This window comes from Desulfonatronum thiodismutans, assembly GCF_000717475.1.
In the GTDB taxonomy this organism is placed as follows: domain Bacteria; phylum Desulfobacterota; class Desulfovibrionia; order Desulfovibrionales; family Desulfonatronaceae; genus Desulfonatronum; species Desulfonatronum thiodismutans.
On sequence record NZ_JPIK01000018.1, the window covers coordinates 150,852 to 168,297 of the forward strand.

General features: G+C 58.4%; 16 protein-coding genes and 1 other RNA gene. 13 read left to right on the top strand and 4 right to left on the bottom strand.

Going from position 1 to position 17,446, the window contains the following annotated elements; all coding sequences use genetic code 11:
* Window positions 1-22: 22 nt before the first annotated feature.
* Genes GY33_RS0113780 through pruA form a run of 3 tightly spaced genes read right to left on the bottom strand, consistent with a single transcriptional unit; the run spans window position 23 to window position 5,047 of the window.
* Window positions 23-1,396 carry a PFL family protein gene (locus tag GY33_RS0113780; RefSeq protein ID WP_031387894.1) on the bottom strand — a complete coding sequence of 458 codons (1,374 nt, stop codon included), beginning with the start codon at window positions 1,394-1,396 and terminating at the stop codon, window positions 23-25.
* Between the two features lie 35 nt (window positions 1,397-1,431).
* Window positions 1,432-2,001, bottom strand: coding sequence for a glycine cleavage system protein R (locus GY33_RS0113785; RefSeq protein WP_031387895.1), 570 nt, complete (start codon window positions 1,999-2,001; stop codon window positions 1,432-1,434).
* 4 nt (window positions 2,002-2,005) lie between these two features.
* Window positions 2,006-5,047 carry an L-glutamate gamma-semialdehyde dehydrogenase gene (gene pruA / locus GY33_RS0113790; RefSeq protein WP_031387896.1) on the bottom strand — a complete coding sequence of 1,014 codons (3,042 nt, stop codon included), beginning with the start codon at window positions 5,045-5,047 and terminating at the stop codon, window positions 2,006-2,008.
* A 231-nt stretch (window positions 5,048-5,278) separates the two neighbouring features.
* Between pruA and ffs the strand changes: the two genes are divergently transcribed.
* Both ffs and GY33_RS0113795 read left to right on the top strand, forming a co-directional pair.
* An RNA gene (gene ffs / locus GY33_RS20620) (signal recognition particle sRNA small type) lies at window positions 5,279-5,374 on the top strand.
* A gap of 85 nt (window positions 5,375-5,459) precedes the next feature.
* On the top strand, window positions 5,460-6,143 hold the full coding sequence (locus tag GY33_RS0113795; RefSeq protein WP_031387897.1) for a queuosine precursor transporter: 684 nt from the start codon (window positions 5,460-5,462) through the stop codon (window positions 6,141-6,143).
* A gap of 16 nt (window positions 6,144-6,159) precedes the next feature.
* On the opposite strand, the gene GY33_RS0113800 is transcribed toward GY33_RS0113795, so the two are convergent.
* Window positions 6,160-6,435, bottom strand: a complete 276-nt coding sequence (locus tag GY33_RS0113800; RefSeq protein ID WP_035272215.1) for a hypothetical protein — start codon at window positions 6,433-6,435, stop codon at window positions 6,160-6,162.
* A gap of 257 nt (window positions 6,436-6,692) precedes the next feature.
* Here GY33_RS0113800 and GY33_RS0113805 point away from each other — a divergent pair, with 257 nt between their 5' ends.
* From GY33_RS0113805 to GY33_RS0113860, 11 genes are all read left to right on the top strand, one after another.
* A complete protein-coding gene (locus GY33_RS0113805; RefSeq protein WP_035272217.1) occupies window positions 6,693-9,698 on the top strand; it encodes an acyl-CoA dehydratase activase in 3,006 nt (1,001 codons plus the stop codon).
* A gap of 34 nt (window positions 9,699-9,732) precedes the next feature.
* Window positions 9,733-9,996 (top strand): hypothetical protein, encoded by a 264-nt coding sequence (locus GY33_RS0113810; RefSeq protein WP_031387900.1) that lies wholly within the window; start codon window positions 9,733-9,735, stop codon window positions 9,994-9,996.
* Window positions 9,974-10,309 carry a toxin-antitoxin system TumE family protein gene (locus GY33_RS20625; RefSeq protein WP_084185179.1) on the top strand — a complete coding sequence of 112 codons (336 nt, stop codon included), beginning with the start codon at window positions 9,974-9,976 and terminating at the stop codon, window positions 10,307-10,309. The genes GY33_RS0113810 and GY33_RS20625 overlap by 23 nt, the downstream gene beginning before the upstream one ends.
* A gap of 92 nt (window positions 10,310-10,401) precedes the next feature.
* Entirely contained in the window at window positions 10,402-11,793 is a 1,392-nt protein-coding gene (locus tag GY33_RS0113820; RefSeq protein WP_031387901.1) for a CoA activase, read from the top strand.
* A gap of 65 nt (window positions 11,794-11,858) precedes the next feature.
* A complete protein-coding gene (locus GY33_RS19305; protein WP_035272220.1) occupies window positions 11,859-12,092 on the top strand; it encodes a type II toxin-antitoxin system Phd/YefM family antitoxin in 234 nt (77 codons plus the stop codon).
* Between the two features lie 22 nt (window positions 12,093-12,114).
* A complete protein-coding gene (locus tag GY33_RS19310; RefSeq protein WP_161788480.1) occupies window positions 12,115-12,465 on the top strand; it encodes a type II toxin-antitoxin system VapC family toxin in 351 nt (116 codons plus the stop codon).
* A gap of 63 nt (window positions 12,466-12,528) precedes the next feature.
* Complete coding sequence (locus GY33_RS0113835) at window positions 12,529-13,233, top strand: DNA alkylation repair protein (protein WP_031387902.1); 705 nt, start codon at window positions 12,529-12,531, stop codon at window positions 13,231-13,233.
* Between the two features lie 560 nt (window positions 13,234-13,793).
* Window positions 13,794-15,491, top strand: a complete 1,698-nt coding sequence (locus GY33_RS0113845; RefSeq protein ID WP_031387903.1) for an ATP-dependent nuclease — start codon at window positions 13,794-13,796, stop codon at window positions 15,489-15,491.
* A gap of 182 nt (window positions 15,492-15,673) precedes the next feature.
* On the top strand, window positions 15,674-15,862 hold the full coding sequence (locus tag GY33_RS0113850; protein ID WP_031387904.1) for a hypothetical protein: 189 nt from the start codon (window positions 15,674-15,676) through the stop codon (window positions 15,860-15,862).
* Window positions 15,863-15,990: 128 nt separating this feature from the next.
* Window positions 15,991-16,605 carry a LysE family translocator gene (locus GY33_RS0113855; RefSeq protein ID WP_031387905.1) on the top strand — a complete coding sequence of 205 codons (615 nt, stop codon included), beginning with the start codon at window positions 15,991-15,993 and terminating at the stop codon, window positions 16,603-16,605.
* Between the two features lie 45 nt (window positions 16,606-16,650).
* A complete protein-coding gene (locus tag GY33_RS0113860) occupies window positions 16,651-17,445 on the top strand; it encodes a class I SAM-dependent methyltransferase (RefSeq protein ID WP_035272222.1) in 795 nt (264 codons plus the stop codon).
* Window position 17,446: the final 1 nt, after the last annotated feature.

Genomic DNA, 17,446 nt, shown 5'->3' on the forward strand with positions numbered 1-17,446 from the left:
CATTCGTTTTGAATAGGAAAGTTTAGTTCCCCAAGCTTTGCAACGGCGCCGGTACCCGTCCGCCCAGGTTGATGAACCGGTCCGAGCCGCCGGAGCCGGGGACGGGGATGATCACGGCTTCGCCCAGCAGGCCGCCGAAAAAGGCTTTTTCCCCGGCCTTCTTGCCGGGAACCGGGATCAGCCGGGCCGCGGTGGTCTTGCGGTTGATCACGCCGATGGCCATCTCGTCGGCAATGATCGCGGCCAGGGTTTCGGCCGAGGTGTCGCCGGGCAGGGCGACCATGTCCAGGCCCACGGAGCAGACGCTGGTCAGGGCCTCCAGCTTGGGCAGGGTCAGGTGTCCCTGGGCCGCGGCTTCTGCTATGTTCAGGTCTTCGCTGACCGGGATGAAGGCCCCGCTGAATCCGCCCACCGAAGAACTGGCAAAGGCCCCGCCCTTTTTCACCGCGTCGTTGAGCATGGCCAGAGCCGCGGTGGAGCCGGGGGCCCCGATGTGGGCCAGACCGAGCACCTGAAAGATCTCCCCGACGGAATCCCCGACGTTGGGCGTGGGAGCCAAGGACAGATCCACCACGCCGAAGGGCACGTTCAATCGCTTGGCCACCTCCCGGCCGATGAGTTCACCGATCCGGGTCACCTTGAAGGCCGTGCGTTTGATGACCTCGGAAATCTCGTCCAGGGCCAGATGGTCGTCGGCCTCCATGGCCCGTTCCAAGGCCCGCTTGACCACGCCCGGCCCGCTCACGCCCACGTTGATCACCGCATTGGGCTCGCCCACGCCCAGATAGGCTCCGGCCATGAAGGGCACGTCCTGGGGAATGTTCGCGAAGACGCCCATCTTGGCGCAAGCCAGGCCGTCCTGGTCCGCGGTCCTGGCCGCCGCGGCCTTGATGGTCTTGGCCAGCAAGAGCACTGCGTCCATGTTGATCCCCGCGGCGGTGGTGGCCACGTTGAAGGAAGCGCACAGCCGTGAGGTGGCGGTCAGGGCTTCCGGAACCGCCTCGATCAGGCTCAGGTCGCCCCGGGCCAAGCCTTTCTCCACCAGGGCGCTGAACCCGCCGATGAAGTCCACGCCCACTTCCTGGGCCGCCTGGTCCAGGGTCATGGCAATCTGGACCAGTTCCCGGGAGGAAAACGGCGCGCCGACCACGGCCATGGGGCTGACGGAAATGCGTTTGTTGACCACGGGAATCCCGTAAATATCCCCCACCTCGTCGCACACGTCCACAAGCGAAGCGGCCATGCCGGTGATCCGGGACAGCAACCGATCCTGAAACCGGGCCGCGTCATGGGTAGCCAGATCAAACAGGCTCAACCCCAAAGTCACCGTGCGCACGTCCAGATGTTCGTTGCGCAGCATTTCCAACGTGGTCAAAACTTCTTTTTCCGTCAGCATGAGATGAGATTCCTATAGGCTGAATAAGGGATTGTTCAAACCCGATGCACCGTTTCAAAAATATCACGGTGCTGGAGGCTGAGGCGTTGGTCGAGTTCCTGGGCCTTGCCGTAGAGCGCTTCCCTGAACTTCTGCCGATCCACTGATTTGGGCACGTCCACTTCGTAGATCATTACCCACTGTGAAACATCCTCGGTTTTGACGTTGGCCCGCAAGGCCGTGATGTTCACGCCGAACAGGGACAGAACTCCGGTCACCCCGGCCACCAGGCCAAGCTGGTCCGGGCCGATGGTGGTGAGAACGAACGGGTCCGTCGCTTCCTGGGCCGGTTTGGTCGGGGTCGCTTCTTCCATGAGCGAAACCCAGAAGGTCAGCTCCTCCCCCTGAAAACCATCCTCCAGTGCTCGAAGAACCTGTTCCCGACCCTGGCTCTCCTGAACCGGCTGGACCACGAACATTCCGGCAAACCGGCCATGCAGAATGGTTTGCGTGGCGTCTTCGATATTGCAGCCCATTTCGGCCAACAGCCCGGAAACCCGGGCCACGATCCCCGGACGGTCCTGGCCGAAAACGGCGATCATCATTTTTTTCGTATGATTAGGCATATATTCATCCCACCCATTCATCGTCGCCAGCAATGGGCGCGAACCCTCGGCGCATGGTGTTTTCGGTGACCACTCGCGGGTCCAGGAACTGGATCAGATAGTCCGGTCCGCCGGCCTTGGAGCCCACGCCGGACATCTTGAAGCCGCCGAAGGGCTGGCGGTAGACTAGGGCGCCGGTGTTGTTCCGGTTCAGGTACAGGTTGCCCACACGGAATTCCCGTTTGGCCTGTTCCAGGCGTTTCGGGCTGCGGGAGAACACGCCGCCGGTCAGGGCGAAGCGGGAGTTGTTGGCCATGTCCAGGGCCTCGGTGAAGTCCTTGGCCCGCATTACGGCCAGCACCGGCCCGAAAATCTCTTCCTGGGCCGTGCGGTGTTCGGGCCGGATGCCTTCGACGATGGTCAGGGGCACGAAGCAGCCCTTTTCCGGGACCTCGCGCTGGACCACGATCCGGCCTTCCTGTTTGGCCGTCTCGATGGCCGCCCAAACATTGTTCTGCTGTCCCGTATCCACCACCGCGCCCATGAAGTTCCCGGGATGTTCGCTGGGGCCGATCTTCACGGCCAGGGCCGCTTCGCGGAGCCGGGTCATGAACCGGTCATAGATGGCGTCCAGGACAATGACCCGGGAACATGCCGAGCATTTCTGGCCCTGGAAGCCGAAGGCCGAGTACATCACCTGGGGCACGGCCTCGTCCAGGTCCGCGTCGTCGTCGATGATGATGGCGTTCTTGCCGCCCATTTCAGCGATGACCCGCTTGCACTGGTCCTGACCCGGATGAACCTTGGCCGCCTTTTCGATGATCCTCAGTCCCACTTCCACGGAACCGGTGAAGGCGATGACGCTCACGTCCGGGTGCTCCACCAGATAGTCGCCCATGACCCGGCTGCGGCCCGGGCAGTAGTTGAAGACGCCCTCCGGCAGGCCGATCTCCCGGAACACCTCCACCAGGCCGTAGCCCACCAGGGAGGACAGGGAGGAGGGCTTGTAGATCAACGGGTTGCCGGTGACGATGGCCGCGGAGACCATGCCCATGGAAATGGCGAAGGGAAAGTTCCAGGGCGCGATGACAGCGGCGATGCCCTTGGGCTGGTAGAAGAGTTCGTTGACCTCGCCCGGAGCGTTGCCCATCCTCCGGGGCACGCCCAGGCGGATCATCTCCCGGGCGTAGTATTCCAGAAAGTCCACGGCCTCGGCCACGTCGTTGTAGGCTTGGTCCCACTGCTTGCCCACCTCCAGCACCTGCCAGGCGGATAGCTCATAGACCCGGCGACGGCAGACGTCCGCGGCTTTGAATAGATACCCGGCCCGCTCTTCGGGGGAGGAGTCCCGCCAGCCCGGCAGGGCCTTGCGGGCCGCATCCAGGGCCTGGTCCACTTCTTCCCGGCCGGCCTGGCAGACTTGGCCCAGGACTTCATCCGGGTCCGCCGGGTTGTAGGAGGCAATGAGGTCCTGGGTGAAGATCTCCTTGCCGCCGATGAACACCGGCCAGTTTTTTCCCTTTTGGGCGCGGACCTTGGCAATGGCCTCGGGGAAGGCGCTTCGGGCCTCGGGCACTGTAAAATCCACCAGGGGCATGTTCTTGAAGACGGAAACGCCCAGGGGCTTGCCGGTGGACGTGCCGGGCATGGCGGGTTCCGGCGTGAAGGCCCTGGCTTTGTCCCGCTCCAGGGTTTTGAGGGGGTTTTCCAGCAGCCGGTCCATGTCCGCCTGGTCCGCGAAGCTCTGCTTCAGGAAAGACTCGTTGGCCGTGTTTTCCAGCAGCCTGCGGACCAGATACGCCATGCCCGGCAGCAGCTCGCCGTAGGGGCAGTACAGCCGGACCCGGTCGGCCACGTTCTTCAGGCCTTTGCGCACGGGTTCGGCCATGCCGTAGAGCACCTGGAACTCGAAGCGATCCGGGGCCACTCCGAGGTCCTTGGCCGTTTCCATGACCATGGAAATGGAGCGGATGTTGTGGGAACCGCACTGAAAATAAATCAGATCCCGCTGCTCCAGAATCATCCGGGCGTGGCGCTCGAAGGCCGCGTCGGTCTCCGGCTTTTTGGTCCAGACCGGGACGGGCCAGCCGTTTTGGACCGCGACGATGGTTTCCTGGTCCCAGTAGGCTCCTTTGACCAGGCGGATGCCGATGGGCAGGTTCCGGGCCTTGGCCCAGTCGATCAGGTCTTTGAGGTCCTCGTCCGTGCAGCGCAAATAGGACTGGAGAACGATGCTCAGATGCGGATAGTCCCGGAACTCCGGCTCGGTGCGCAGCCTCTTGAACAGCTCCAGGGTGGCTTCCTTGAACTTGAGGGATTCCATGTCGATGCACAGCGCGCCGCCCAGATCCTTGACCCGGGCGTAGATGGGCCGCAGCCGGGAGAGGATGCCCCGCACAGTGTCTTCCACATCCACGGCCTTGGCCTGGGAGTACAGTGCCGAGGGCTTGATAGAGACGTTCAGCCGGGGGGTGTGGCCCCAGTCCAAGTCCGGGGACGCGCCGCCGGGGGACGTGAGGGGCTTCCAGGAAGATTGGACTTTGGCCAGGGCGTCCAGCAGTTCCATGTACCCGTCCATATAGGCCTGGGCCTCTTCCTCACTGACCGTGGCCTCGCCCAGCAGGTCCACGGTGAAGGCGAAGCCGTCCTTGCGGATTTTTTGCAAGCTGGAAACGGCTTCCTTGGTGTTCTGGCCGATAATGAACTGACGGGCCATGCCCTCAATATTGGAGCGGATGATCTTGCCCATGGCCTTGGCCGCGAAGGCCCCGAACAAGCCACCGGACTTTTCCGCGCCCCACTTCAGGACAGCGGGAATGTCCCCGCTCCCCTGACCGGAGAAGTATTCCTCAATATGACGCTGCAAGGATTCGGAAGTGTTCAGATACGGCAGCACGTCCACGAACCGGAACAACTGGACCTTGAAGTCCTCGTTCTGCATGGCCCAGTCCATGACCTTGCCGGTCCAGAATCCTTTGTTGAAAACGCTGGGCGCTTCGCCCTGGATGGAACCGAAAAACTGCCGCCCCCGGGTCACCACCCGAGCTTCAAAATCCGCGTCATGCATTGTTTTTTGCCTCCGTATTTACGTTGTCTCTCGCAACGATCGTCGGGGAAGATGTTTCCAAGTCGTCGCCGACTTGGAAAAAAATGCAACCTAAGCCGGGTTCAGTCTAGGGTCAATTCCTTGAGTATGTCTGCGCAGGGCGAACTTGTATTGGCGGTTACGCCGAAAAATCGAAGGTGGACAGGTGAAGCGGCGTTTGCTAAATTACTTTTTTGGGCTTGCTCAAATTTTGAAAGGAAGCCGGGTGGCATAAGCGCTGCCAACCCCGTCAGGCCCGAGAGGGAGCAGCGGTAACAGTTGCTTGTGGGTGCCTGGCTTCCTTGAAAGCACGGATGGCCGCATCCGTGCTTTTTTTTCGTGCTTTTTTTTCAGCGGTCATGCCGCGCATTCCAAGCGAACACGGACGGATACGATGAACGAAGCACTTTGGCTGGGATTCGCCTTTCTGGATTTGGTCATGGTCGTGGTGGTCTTCCGCTTTTTCGGCAAGCAGGGCTTGTTCGCCATGATCGTCTTCAATCTGATCCTGTGCAACATTCAAGTGCTCAAGACCATCGAGCTGTTCGGCCTGACCACCACGCTGGGCAATATTCTGTATGCCAGCGTGTTTTTCTCCACGGACCTGCTGGGCGAGCATTACGGGCGGGAAGAGGCCAAAAAGGCCGTGTTGCTGGGTTTCCTGAGCCTGATCCTGGCCGTGACCTACATGCAGATCGCCCTGTTCTTCACCCCGGCCGTCTCGGACTTCGCCCAACCTCACCTGGAAGCCATTTTCGGCGTCTTGCCCCGGATCGTCCTGGCCAGCATGGTCGCCTACATCGTCTCCCAGTGGCACGACATCTGGGCCTTTCATTTCTGGAAGGCGCGCACCGGCGGCAAGCACCTCTGGCTGCGCAACAACGCCAGCACCCTGGTCAGTCAGCTTCTGGACACCGTGATCTTCTGCTCCATCGCCTTTCTGGGCATTTTCCCCATGGACGTCTGGATTCAGATCGTGATCAGCACGTACCTGATCAAGCTGCTGGTCGGGCTTTTGGACACTCCGTTCATGTACCTGGCGGCCCGGATTCGGCCACGGGACGCCGTTCACTCGTAGGATCGAGACGAGGAGTTCAGCGCTCCCGCCGCAGCGCCTCCACAACGGTCTGGAACGTGTCCGCGGGACAGACCTTTTCGTCGATGGCGCAATATTCCGCGGTTTCGGCTTCGGCGATACAGGTCAGGGCCTCGTAGAGGCAGACCAGCAGTCCTTCTTCGTCCGAGCCGCACACCTCGCGGGCTAGGTCCAGCAATTTACGGGGAGCGTCTTCCGCGAGCGTGATTCGCATGCCCTCCCCGGTCAGTTCCAGCTCGAAATAATCCAGGTATCCTAAAGCCTCTTCTTGCATTTTGCCCCTCTCGTCCTTTGCTTTGACGCGCGACGCCTTCCTCTCGTCAACCCCGTTTCCGCTCCTACTCGGCTGTAAAAGAGATTCCTCGCCCTTGTCCAGCTTTTTCAAGGCCGGGGGCTTTTCGTCCCATGTTCGTGCGCCTGACTCCACCTCGCACTTGCCCGGAGCATGGGACGTGGTTATAGATCAAGGCTTCGGGGGTGATGGTCGCCCTCTGTCCGAATGTCGCAAATCCTGCAAGGAGCACCCCGTCCATGGCTTATCATATCGGCGTTGACGTCGGTTCCGTCAGCGTCAACTGCGTTGTTCTCGACGATTCCGAAACCCTTGTTCACGAAGCCCCGTACCGCCGTCATTTCGGCCTGGTTCTCGATGAAACGGCCAGGGTCCTGGAAGATGTTCTCGGCCGTTTTCCCCGGGAAGATATTCACTCTATTTCTTTCACCGGCAACCAGGGCCAAGCCATCGGCGAGCTGCTGGGAGCGCCTTTCGAGGTGGAGACCATCGCCCAGGTGCTCGGCACGACCAAGGTCGCTCCCGGCGTGCGCAGCATCATCAGCATCGGAGGGCAGGACGCGGCCCTGTTCGAGTTGGACTACGATCAGCAGGGCCAGTGGCGGTTGGCCGCCTTCAACGTCAACGGTCCCTGCGCCTCGGGCACCGGCTCGTTCATCGACCAGCAGGCCGAACGGCTGACCTTTGCCATGTACGGCGAACAGTTCGACATGAACCAGGAAAAGCTGCAAAAGGTTCTGGAAGACTTCATCGCCCTGGGCGCGACCAGCACCTATCCGGCCCCGGTGGCCTGCCGCTGCACCGTGTTCACCAAGTCGGACATGATCCATCTCCAGAACAAGGGCGAGACTCTGCCGAACATCATCGCCGGTTTGCACCACGGCACCGCGGCCAACTATATGAGCACCATCGTGGCCAACCGGGAACTGGTGGAGCCGGTGGTCTTCATCGGCGGCATGGCCTCCAACCGGCTTCAGGTTGAGGCTTTTCGCAAATACTACCCCAATCTGACGGTTCCGGAGCACCACGCTTCCCTGGGCGCCCTGGGCACGGCCCTGCAATCCCTGCGCGGCAAGATCAAGAGCAGCGTCGATCTCGGACTGCTGCGCTCCCCGGCGGCTTCCAAGGTGGACGCCATTGGTCGGGCCAAGCCGCTTTCCCTGGAATATACCGACTTTGACCCGGACAACACCCTGCCGCCCCTGCCCGAGGGCGACGAAGTCATTGACGCCTATCTCGGCGTGGACATCGGCTCCACCTCCACCAAGTACGCCCTGATCGACGATCAGGGCCGGATCATTCACAAGCGCTACGTGCCCACCCAGGGCAAACCCATCGAGGTGGCCCAGGGGCTGTTGCGCCATCTCCAGGGCGAGGTCGGCCCGCGCGTCCAGCTCAAGGCCGTGGCCACCACCGGCTCGGGCCGCAACGTGGTCGGTGACTTCATCAGCGCGGATCTGGTCATCGACGAGATCACGGCCCATGCCCGGGGCGCGGTGGCCGTGGACCCGGAAATCGACACCATCTTTGAGATCGGGGGCCAGGATTCCAAGTATATCGCCATCGACAAGACCCACCCCACGGACTTCATGATGAACAAGGTCTGCGCCGCGGGCACGGGAAGCTTCCTGCACGAGTTGGCCAACAAGATGAACATCAACATCATCGGCGAGTTCCAGGAGGTGGCCCTGGCGGCCAAGAACCCGGTGAATCTGGCCGAACGCTGCACCGTGTTCATGGAATCCGACTTGACCGCCTACGCCCAGAAGGGCGCGGGACGGGAGGACCTCATCGCCGGGCTGTGCTACGCCATTGTTCGCAACTACCTGCACCGGGTGGTGGAAAACCGGCGCATCGGCCAGCGGATCATGTTCCTGGGCGGGCCGTCCCTGAACAAGGGCATTGTCGCAGCCTTTGAAAAGGTGGCTGGCAAGCCCATCCTGGTGCCCAAACACCGGGAGGTCATGGGGGCCTTTGGCGCGGCCCTGGCCGTACGCGAACTGGCCCAGGCCGGCAAGGTGGAGGAAAAGCAGCGCGATTTGGAGCACCTGGCCGGGCTGGAAGTGGCCTTCAAGGAGAGCATCTGTCGGGCGGACAAGAACTGCCACAATGAGTGCAAGCTGAAGATCTACAATTTCGGCGGGCGCAAGAGCGTCTGGGGCGGGGATTGCGGCCGATACGAAACCACGCTGGCCGCGGTGCGTAAGGAGACGGACTATTTCCAGTTGCGCTGGAACCTGTTCCGGGACGCCGTCCAGGCTGCCGGGGCGCATCTGGGAGAAGGGCGGACGCAAAAGGACGACCGCCCGGTGATCGGCGTGCCCTTGAGCCTGCATTCCCTGGACTGGGGGGTGTTTTGGGCCCATTTATTGACAGGCATGGGCCTGCGCCCGGTCTTTAGCCCGCCCACCACCCAGGCCATGGCCATGGCCGGGGTGGAGAGCATGACCGCGGAAATGTGCTTTCCGGTCAAGGTGTTCCACGGCCATGTGCATCACCTTCTGGAGCACGCGGACTATCTCTTCCTGCCCAACGTGATCAACATGGCCACCGCGGACCCAGAGGAAAAGGGCCAGTTCTGCCCCCTGGTGGAAAGCTCCCAGTACCTGGTCCGGGCCGCCCTGCGCATCGACAACGAGCGGATCATCCGGCCCACCCTGTTCCTCAAGGACGGTCCGGAAATGCTGGTGGACGCGGTCTACGACAGCCTGCCTCCGTCTTTGCGCCCATCCAAGCCGGTTGTGACCCGGGCCCTGCACCGGGCCTGGGACGAGCAGCACAAGTTCAAGGCCGACCTGCGCCGCCGGGGCCGCGAAATACTCAGTCAGGTCACCGACGACGAGGCCGTCTGGATCGTCACCGGGCGGCCCTACAATCTGTACGACGAGCGGTTGAACCTGCAAATGGGTCGGCAGATGGCCAAGCTGGGCATCAAGGCCCTGCCCCTGGACTTCCTGGACGTGGATGACGAATCCCTGGAGGACTTCCCCCGGATGTACTGGGGCCTGGGAGCCCGCATCCTGCGGGCCACCAAAAAGATCGCCCGCAACCCCAACTGGTTCGGGGTGCACCTGACCAACTTCTCCTGCGGCCCGGACTCGTTCATCGAACACTTCTACGGCCACGTGCTCAGCGACAAACCCTTCCTGATCCTGGAACTGGACGAACACAGCGCCGTAGCCGGCATGCTCACCCGGATCGAGGCGTTCCGGAACGTGGTTAAGAACGTACGAGCGGCACGATAGATCGTGAGGCGTGGCAACGCCAAGGAGGCTTGCAATGGTGGTGATACAAAAAGATTACGTGTCCATGTTGCTGTTAGGGGATTTGTTTTCTGAGAAACACAAGACGGAGGAGCGAATCGAGTTTTATAAGAAGAAATACAAAACGGATATCTCCTCATTTAAAAGTCAAGTTTTTGAGGGTGATGAAAATTTCGAGTATTATGACGACTATCTTGAATGGAAGGCTTATGTTAATTCCTTGAAAGATATAAACAGAAAAATCAATGAGATAAAAGATGGCAATTTTCAAATTGCTTGATTCTCTTCAATTTATTTTTTCATACACTGTTCTTGATTTCAAAACATGGCCAACGGGATCATATCTCAAAATGAGGATCGTTTTTAATGATCAAAGCGTTCTGCATGTTCGTGAATACAGTGATGAAAGAGAGCGAAATTATTCGTATCACTGGCAGGATGAACACGGAACGCTGATTGCTCGCTGGGATAACGCTCCGCATCATTCACATCTCACCTCATTTCCGCATCACCGGCATAAGGATAATCACGTAGAGGAAAGTTTTGAAATATCTCTCGAAGATGTGTTGAAACGTATCGAAATAAATATGTAGTTACTCAAGAGTCTATTGCATTATCTCCCCGACGTGAACCTCTTTTCCGAAGATCAAAGTATTTCAACAATCAGTCAACAACGGACACCACCATGGAAATGCCCCCCGAAAAACCGACTTCCTCCTTCGCGGAACGGATGACCCAGAAGGTCGGCCGCTTCGACGTCACCGGCAGGACCCTGCTGGTCCCGGACATGGCCCCCATCGGCTCCCGGCTGCTGGCCGCCAGCTTTCGGGCCTTCGGGGTTCCGGCCGTGGTCATGCCCACTTACACCCATTTGCACCTGGGCAAGGAGTTCACCTCCGGCAAGGAGTGCTTTCCCTGTCAGGTCACCCTGGGGGACATTCTCGGGTTCCTGGAGGAGGAGAAGAAGCGGTTGGGCGAGGCCTTCGACGTTACCCAGTACGTCTACTTCATGCCCGAAGCCGACGGTCCCTGTCGCTTCGGGATGTACAACAAGATGCACCGCCTGGTTCTGGACCGCTTCCCGGAGTTCAAGGACATCCCCATTCTCTACATGTCCACGGCGGACGGCTACGCCTCCACGGGGGTCCTGCCCGGGGACAAGGCCAAGCTGTTTCGCCGCCTGGCCTACGTGGCCACGATCCTGGCCGACGTTCTGGACCGGATCACCTGGCGGGTACGGCCCTACGAGCGCGAACCCGGTTTAACCGACGCCTACATGGCCAAGGCCCTGGAAGAGATGATCGAATTGATTGAGCGCCGCGGCGAGGCCCGGGACTTCAACGCCCTGTACGAGCTGCTGGGCAAAATCGCCGCCGGGGCCAAGGAGCTTATCGATCCGTCCAAGCCCCGCAAGCCGAAGATCGGCATTGTCGGCGAAATCTACCTGCGCACCCATCCGGATTCCAACCAGAACATCGTCGGCGAGCTGGAGCGCTTCGGCGCGGAGGTCGTGGATGCCTCCCTGGGCGAATGGGTGAACTACGTGACCTTTGAGCAACACCGGAACATTCGCAAGGACTGGCGGCAGGCCTGGAAGCGGATGGACGTCGGGGCTCTGGTGGACGCCACTCGGAAGTGGGCGGACAGCCGGATCGAGATGGCCTGGCAGGGCTGGCGGCAGAATCAGGTTTACAAGAAGGCCCTGGAACACCTGGACATCCAGGGCGATCACGCCATCACCACGGTGGAGGACAAGCTGGACAACGACAGCCTGTTCACCTTCGACATCGGCACCGAGGCGGCCCTGAGCATCGGCGGGGCGCTGGAATACGTGCACGACAACTTCGACGGCGTGGTCAACGTCTTCCCCTTCACCTGCATGCCCAGCACCATCACCTCGGCCATCCTCAAGCCCCTGCTCCTGAAAATGAACGTCCCCTACCTGGACGCCTCCTACGACGGAGCCATCCAACCCAACCGCGAAGTGGCCATTCGAACCTTCATGTACCAGGCCGCGCAGCATCAGGCGGCGCGGGGGGAGAAAACGGGCGCGGCTACCACAACACCTTCTCGATAAAGACAAAATTGACAAGGTTAGTCTGGTGGACTAATGGGGGGGCGTTCGCTCTGGGAGGTGACTCAATGCTGATTGTCAACATCCATGAGGCCAAGACCAAGCTTTCCGCGTTGCTGGCGGACGTGGAAAAAACAGGGCAAACCGTGAGGATCTGCCGCAACGGCAAGGCCGTGGCCGACCTCGTACCGCACCGGCATCGGGATCGGACCCACCCCCATCCGATCATGGGAAGCCTGACCCTGGATTACGATCCCGTGGAGCCGTTGTCGCCCGACGAATGGCCGGAGCAGCAGCGGTGATCCTGGATACCTGCGCCCTGCTTTGGTTGGCTCAGGGGGAGGCAAGCTGTCCGCATCCGCCCTGAAACGAATTCAGGCCGAGCCCGTCGTGCATGTCAGCGCGATTTCCGGGTTCGAGATCGGGATCAAGCAACGCAAGGGCAAGCTGACCCTGCCGGCCTCCCTGGATACGTGGTTTGCGGCGATTATCGACCACCACGACCTGAGCGTTTTACCCCTTGGCCTGGAAGCGTGCATCCGGGCCACTGAACTCCCTCAGATCCACAATGACCCCTGCGACAGAATGATTATCGCGACGGCACTCATGGGCCGTCGCTCCGTGGTCACCCACGACTCCGTTTTCAAGGAATACGGTGTCGATGTCGTCATGTAGTCTGATGTGACGTTGAACATGGCGCGCAACGTGGGACGAGAAGAGCAGGGAAATGGTACAAACATGCTTTATGAAGCCCGCGATGCACTCCGAAAGTTCTCCAGCGAAGCGGACGCGAGGCATCTGCAACGGTTCTTCAAGACCGGTCCCGGCGAGTACGGGGAAGGGGATCGGTTCATCGGGGTCCGGGTTCCCGCGACCCGCAAGGTCGCCCGGATGTTCCGGGCCATGCCCCCGGCCGACGCGCAAACCCTCCTGACCTCGGAAATCCATGAGGAGCGCCTCCTGGCCCTGCTCATCCTGATCGGCCATTATCAACGCGGAACCGCCGACCAGAAACAGGAAATCTTCGACCTGTATCTCGCCAATACCCGCCACATCAATAACTGGGACCTCGTCGACGTCTCAGCCGAACACGTGGTCGGCGCCCACCTCTGGGACAAAAATCGCGATCCTCTCATCAATCTGGCCCGCTCCGCCGACCTCTGGGAACGGCGCATCGCGGTCATGGCCACCTTTCACTTCATCAAGAAGCACCAATTCGACGACACGTTGAAGATCGCCGAAATGCTCCTTTCCGACGCCCACGACCTGATCCACAAGGCCGTGGGCTGGATGCTAAGGGAAATCGGCAAGCGGGATTCGGAAGTAGAAGAGGAGTTCCTGCGACGTCACCACCAGCACATGCCCAGAACCATGCTCCGCTACGCTATCGAGAAATTTTCCGAGGATAAACGTCGCTGGTATTTGCTGAAGGGGCGGAAGTGATGGCAGATTTTGACCGCATCGTCACTTGAATCGCGCATCGCATTGAGTAAAATTACTCAACATGACGCGCAAAACGCAGAATGTCTGCCAACGCCCCAAGGCTGCCCTGGTGCAGCAGATCATCGAAGGCATGGAACGGTCGGCGCGCATCTGATCATCGCCGCGCAGCGCGGCGATGGTGCTTTGGGCAGCGGGGTTCCTCTGGGTCATTAAAGGTGAGACAGTCGCTTGAACGGTGCGCGAACCAAGAGCAAACTTGCCCCCGTGCCACGGCAGGAATCGCCTCCATCTGGAATCTCCCGTCTTCCGGATAACCTTCTTTTTTACATGATATGCGGAAGAAGGTAAAAAATGGTTGCGACAATCATATCAATCGTTTTATCTGAATTGTCAGTTGGTTAATTGGAAGTTGAGGTCCTCGGTGAACCGGATTCAACGATTTCTGGAAAACCACGGGTAGCCCCCAGCACCTGAATCTTGGGGTTATCCGGAAACTGTAGAATCACTTGTTATGTGGTTCAGCGAGTCGATGCAATCTGAAAGTTAAGAAAGGGATAGTGATGACTGATTTAAAAGTAGTGTCAGAAAAAGAAGAATTGGAGCCAATTAAGCCCAAGGCGACATTAGCAGAAATCACTTTCTCTGGTGGAGATAAAGTTGAGCTTAGTGAAAACGAAAAGGTAATACTGGTAGGCCCGAACAATAGCGGAAAATCTCAATCGTTGAGAGAAGTAGTACAAATCTGCCAATCCGGCAATGCGGAGCAGTGTCTGGTTGTTAAGGATTTAAAGCTCAATAAAAATGGTAGCTCTAAAGAGCTTCTTGAGTACCTTAATAAAAACGCAGATTTAATTAATGAGCAATTTCAGGTGTCCGACTACTTAATACACAGGTCACACGTTCGCTTCTGGGATAACAATCCGTACCTAATTAATGGTCTGCATGCTGGTAGTATAAAAAATATTGCTGCTAATGATCGACTAAATATTTGCAATCAGCAAAATAGCCTTTCGCCAGGTCAACATAAAACGAAGCCGCAGCATGTTCTTTATGATGACGAAGAACTGATGAAGCGGGTCAGTGACCTATTTAGAAAGGCTTTCTCAAGAGATTTGATGTTTGATTTTCGTGGTGGTAGTAAGCTTCCAATCCACGTAGGGCAGATCCCGAATGACGAAAACATAGTGGATCGCGTAGGAAATGATTATGTATCAAAAGTTCGTGGAAACCCTCTTTTAGATAAGCAAGGCGACGGCATAAAGAGTTATGCTGGAATTCTATTTGAGACAGTTGCTTCAGAGAGAGATATTACCCTTCTGGATGAGCCGGAAGCATTCTTGCATCCTCCTCAAATGAGAAAGCTGGGAGAGACATTATCATCTGAAGTTAAGGGGCAATTAATTGTTGCAACACATAGCAGTGATATTCTCCGGGGGTTCTTAGAAGGAACCAAAGGTAGAGTTCGAATATTAAGAATTCAACGAGAAGGTGATATTAATGTTGTATACGAAGCTGCATCTGAGACTATAAAAGAGCTTTGGGAAAAGCCAGAGTTGAGATATTCCAATGCTCTAGAGGGTATATTTCATGAGCAAACAATTATATGTGAAGATGATAGTGATTGCCGTCTAATTAATTCTGCTGCTGATTACATTAATAGCAACAGCGCAGCTCCTTTCAAAGATACCTCATATGTACCCACCGGCGGCAAACATGGGATACCTAAAGTAGCCGACGTATTAAGAAAGATAGGTGTTCCAATCAAAGCCGTTTTCGATATAGATTTCTTATCTGAGCGAGATTTAGTCAAGAACACTGTTTCAGCGTTTGGTGGAAACTGGATTGATATCGAAGTTTTGTGGGAAAGAGTCGACTCTGCTGTAAGAGGTGGAATTAAGCCAAAATCAGTAGAAACCATAAAGTCCGAAATAATCCAAACGTTGCAGAATGCAGGCAATGAAAAATTACCGAAAGGCGATATAACAGCACTGATGAAGCAAGGCACTGCTTGGAATGAGGTTAAAAAATTTGGTGAAATTGCGATTCCTAATGGTCAAGCGCAAACGGACTACAAAGCTCTCAAGTCTGCTTTAGAGAATTTAGGTATATTTGTCATACCAGTGGGAGAAATAGAAAAATTCTGTCCGGAAATTGGGTCACATGGTCCTAAGTTCGTTACCAAGCTGCTAACTGATATACCCTTGTTGGATTCACGTCTAGCCGATTTAAGAGACTTCGTTGCGCACATACATAGATGAAAAATCACATAACAAAGCATTGCAGCGGACAAGCCGCTGAATGCGGCGTAGGCCAGCGGGCGGCGGAAGGTTTCGGTGTTGAAGGCGTATGAGTGACAAAGGAGGGCGGCGAAATGAAAAATGACCTGATCCACGCCATGACCGAGAGCTTCGAGGGCCACGCTTAAGAGACGGATAACGGCGTGGAGTGCTGGCTGGCCCGTGACCTGCAACATCTCTTGTGCTACGGCAAATGGGACAATTTCCAGAGCGTGATCTCCAAGGCCAAGACCGCCTGCGAGATATCCGGTCATGCCATCGGGGACCATTTTGCCGAAGTCGGGAAAATGGTTGATCTGGGTTCAGGAAGTCCCGGACAGGCTGCTTGGTGACGTATTGGTTTATACACCGATCACCGCGCACTCGGAAAAGCTCGACGCCATCCTGGCCGTAGGCTGCCGGGTGCGTTCGCCGCGTGGCGTCCAGTTCCGTGCTCAGCGAGTCAAGGAGACCACTTCACATGTTCACCCCTGAATTCCTCATCACATCATTGATCGTCATCCTCATTCCCGGAACCGGCGTCGTGTTCACGGTCTCCACGGGGCTTGCGCGCGGGTGCCGGGCGAGTTTCTTTGCTTCGGTAGGCTGCACTCTGGGCATCGTGCCCCACTTGCTGGCCACCGTGTTCGGTCTGGCCGCGGTCATGCATACCAGTGCGCTGGCGTTCCAACTGCTCAAGTACGCCGGAGTCGCCTACTTGCTGTACCTTGCCGTGGCCACATGGCGCGACCGCTCGGACCTGGCCGCGCAGCCCCTTGGAGCAAGGTGCGGATCGCTGGGTTTGGTCGTCAAGGCGTTTCTCCTGAACATCCTCAACCCCAAGCTGACCATCTTCTTTTTGGCGTTCCTGCCTCAGTTCATCAACGCCAGCGCGGGCGCGCCCCTGTTGCAGCTGCTCGGCCTCAGCGCCGTGTTCATGGCAATGACCTTCGTGGTTTTTGTCGTGTATGGATTGCTGGCTCACCTGTTCCGCCGCGCGGTCATCGAATCGCCGCGCGTTCAGGCTTGGCTGCGTCGGGGTTTCGCGGCGGCGTTCGCCGGGCTGGGAGCGCAGTTGGCGGTGTCCGAGCGGTGAGGTTTGTGCCCTCGATAACCCGTGCAAGCTGAAAGGAGCCTCGTATTGACCGAGCGCATCAACAAGGAACAGGCCGCGGTTTACGACCGGTGGCATGAGACCGAGACCGGGACCTTTGCCCTGGCCCAGGAGAAACGGCTGTTGCAGCATTTCATGGCGCCCTGGACCAGGAGACAGCAGAAGCTGTTGGAGGTGGGGTGCGGGCCGGGGCGGTTTTTGCAGTTTTTCTGGGAGAGCGGGTTCGACGTCTCCGGGCTGGATGCTTCCCCGGCCATGCTGGAGCTGGCTCGGGAGCGACTGGGGAACCGGGCCGAGCTGCATCTGGGGCAGGCGGAGCATTTGCCGTTTCAGGACAAGGAATTCGACGTGGTGGCCCTGCTGACCTTGCTGGAATTCTGCCCAGACCCGGAACCGGTGCTGCAAGAGGCCCTGCGCGTGGCCCGGAAGGCCGTCCTGGTCACCTTTCTGAACAAGCACTCCCTGTACGCCCTGGCCCGGCGCAGCGGACTGCGGCGGAAAAGGAACGGCTTTCTCCGCAATGCCCGCTGGTTTTCCTGGTGGGAAATCAGCGCCCTGCTTCGGAAACAGGCCGGACCGCGGCCCATGATTTCGCAATCCGTGCTCATCGGCCCGCAGCGGACCTGGTCGGCCAAATCGTGCTGGCGCAAGCTGAATTGCCGGCTCTGGCCGCCTTTTGTCGGCGCGTATGCCGGGGTGCGGTATGACCTGGTGGGTGATGCGCCGTTGACTCCGATCATGGCCTGGAAGGAAAAGGCCAAGCTGCGGCCCATGGAGCAGCCGGCGTCCTCGGGCGCGAACCGGAGCGGGGAGAACGGGTAAG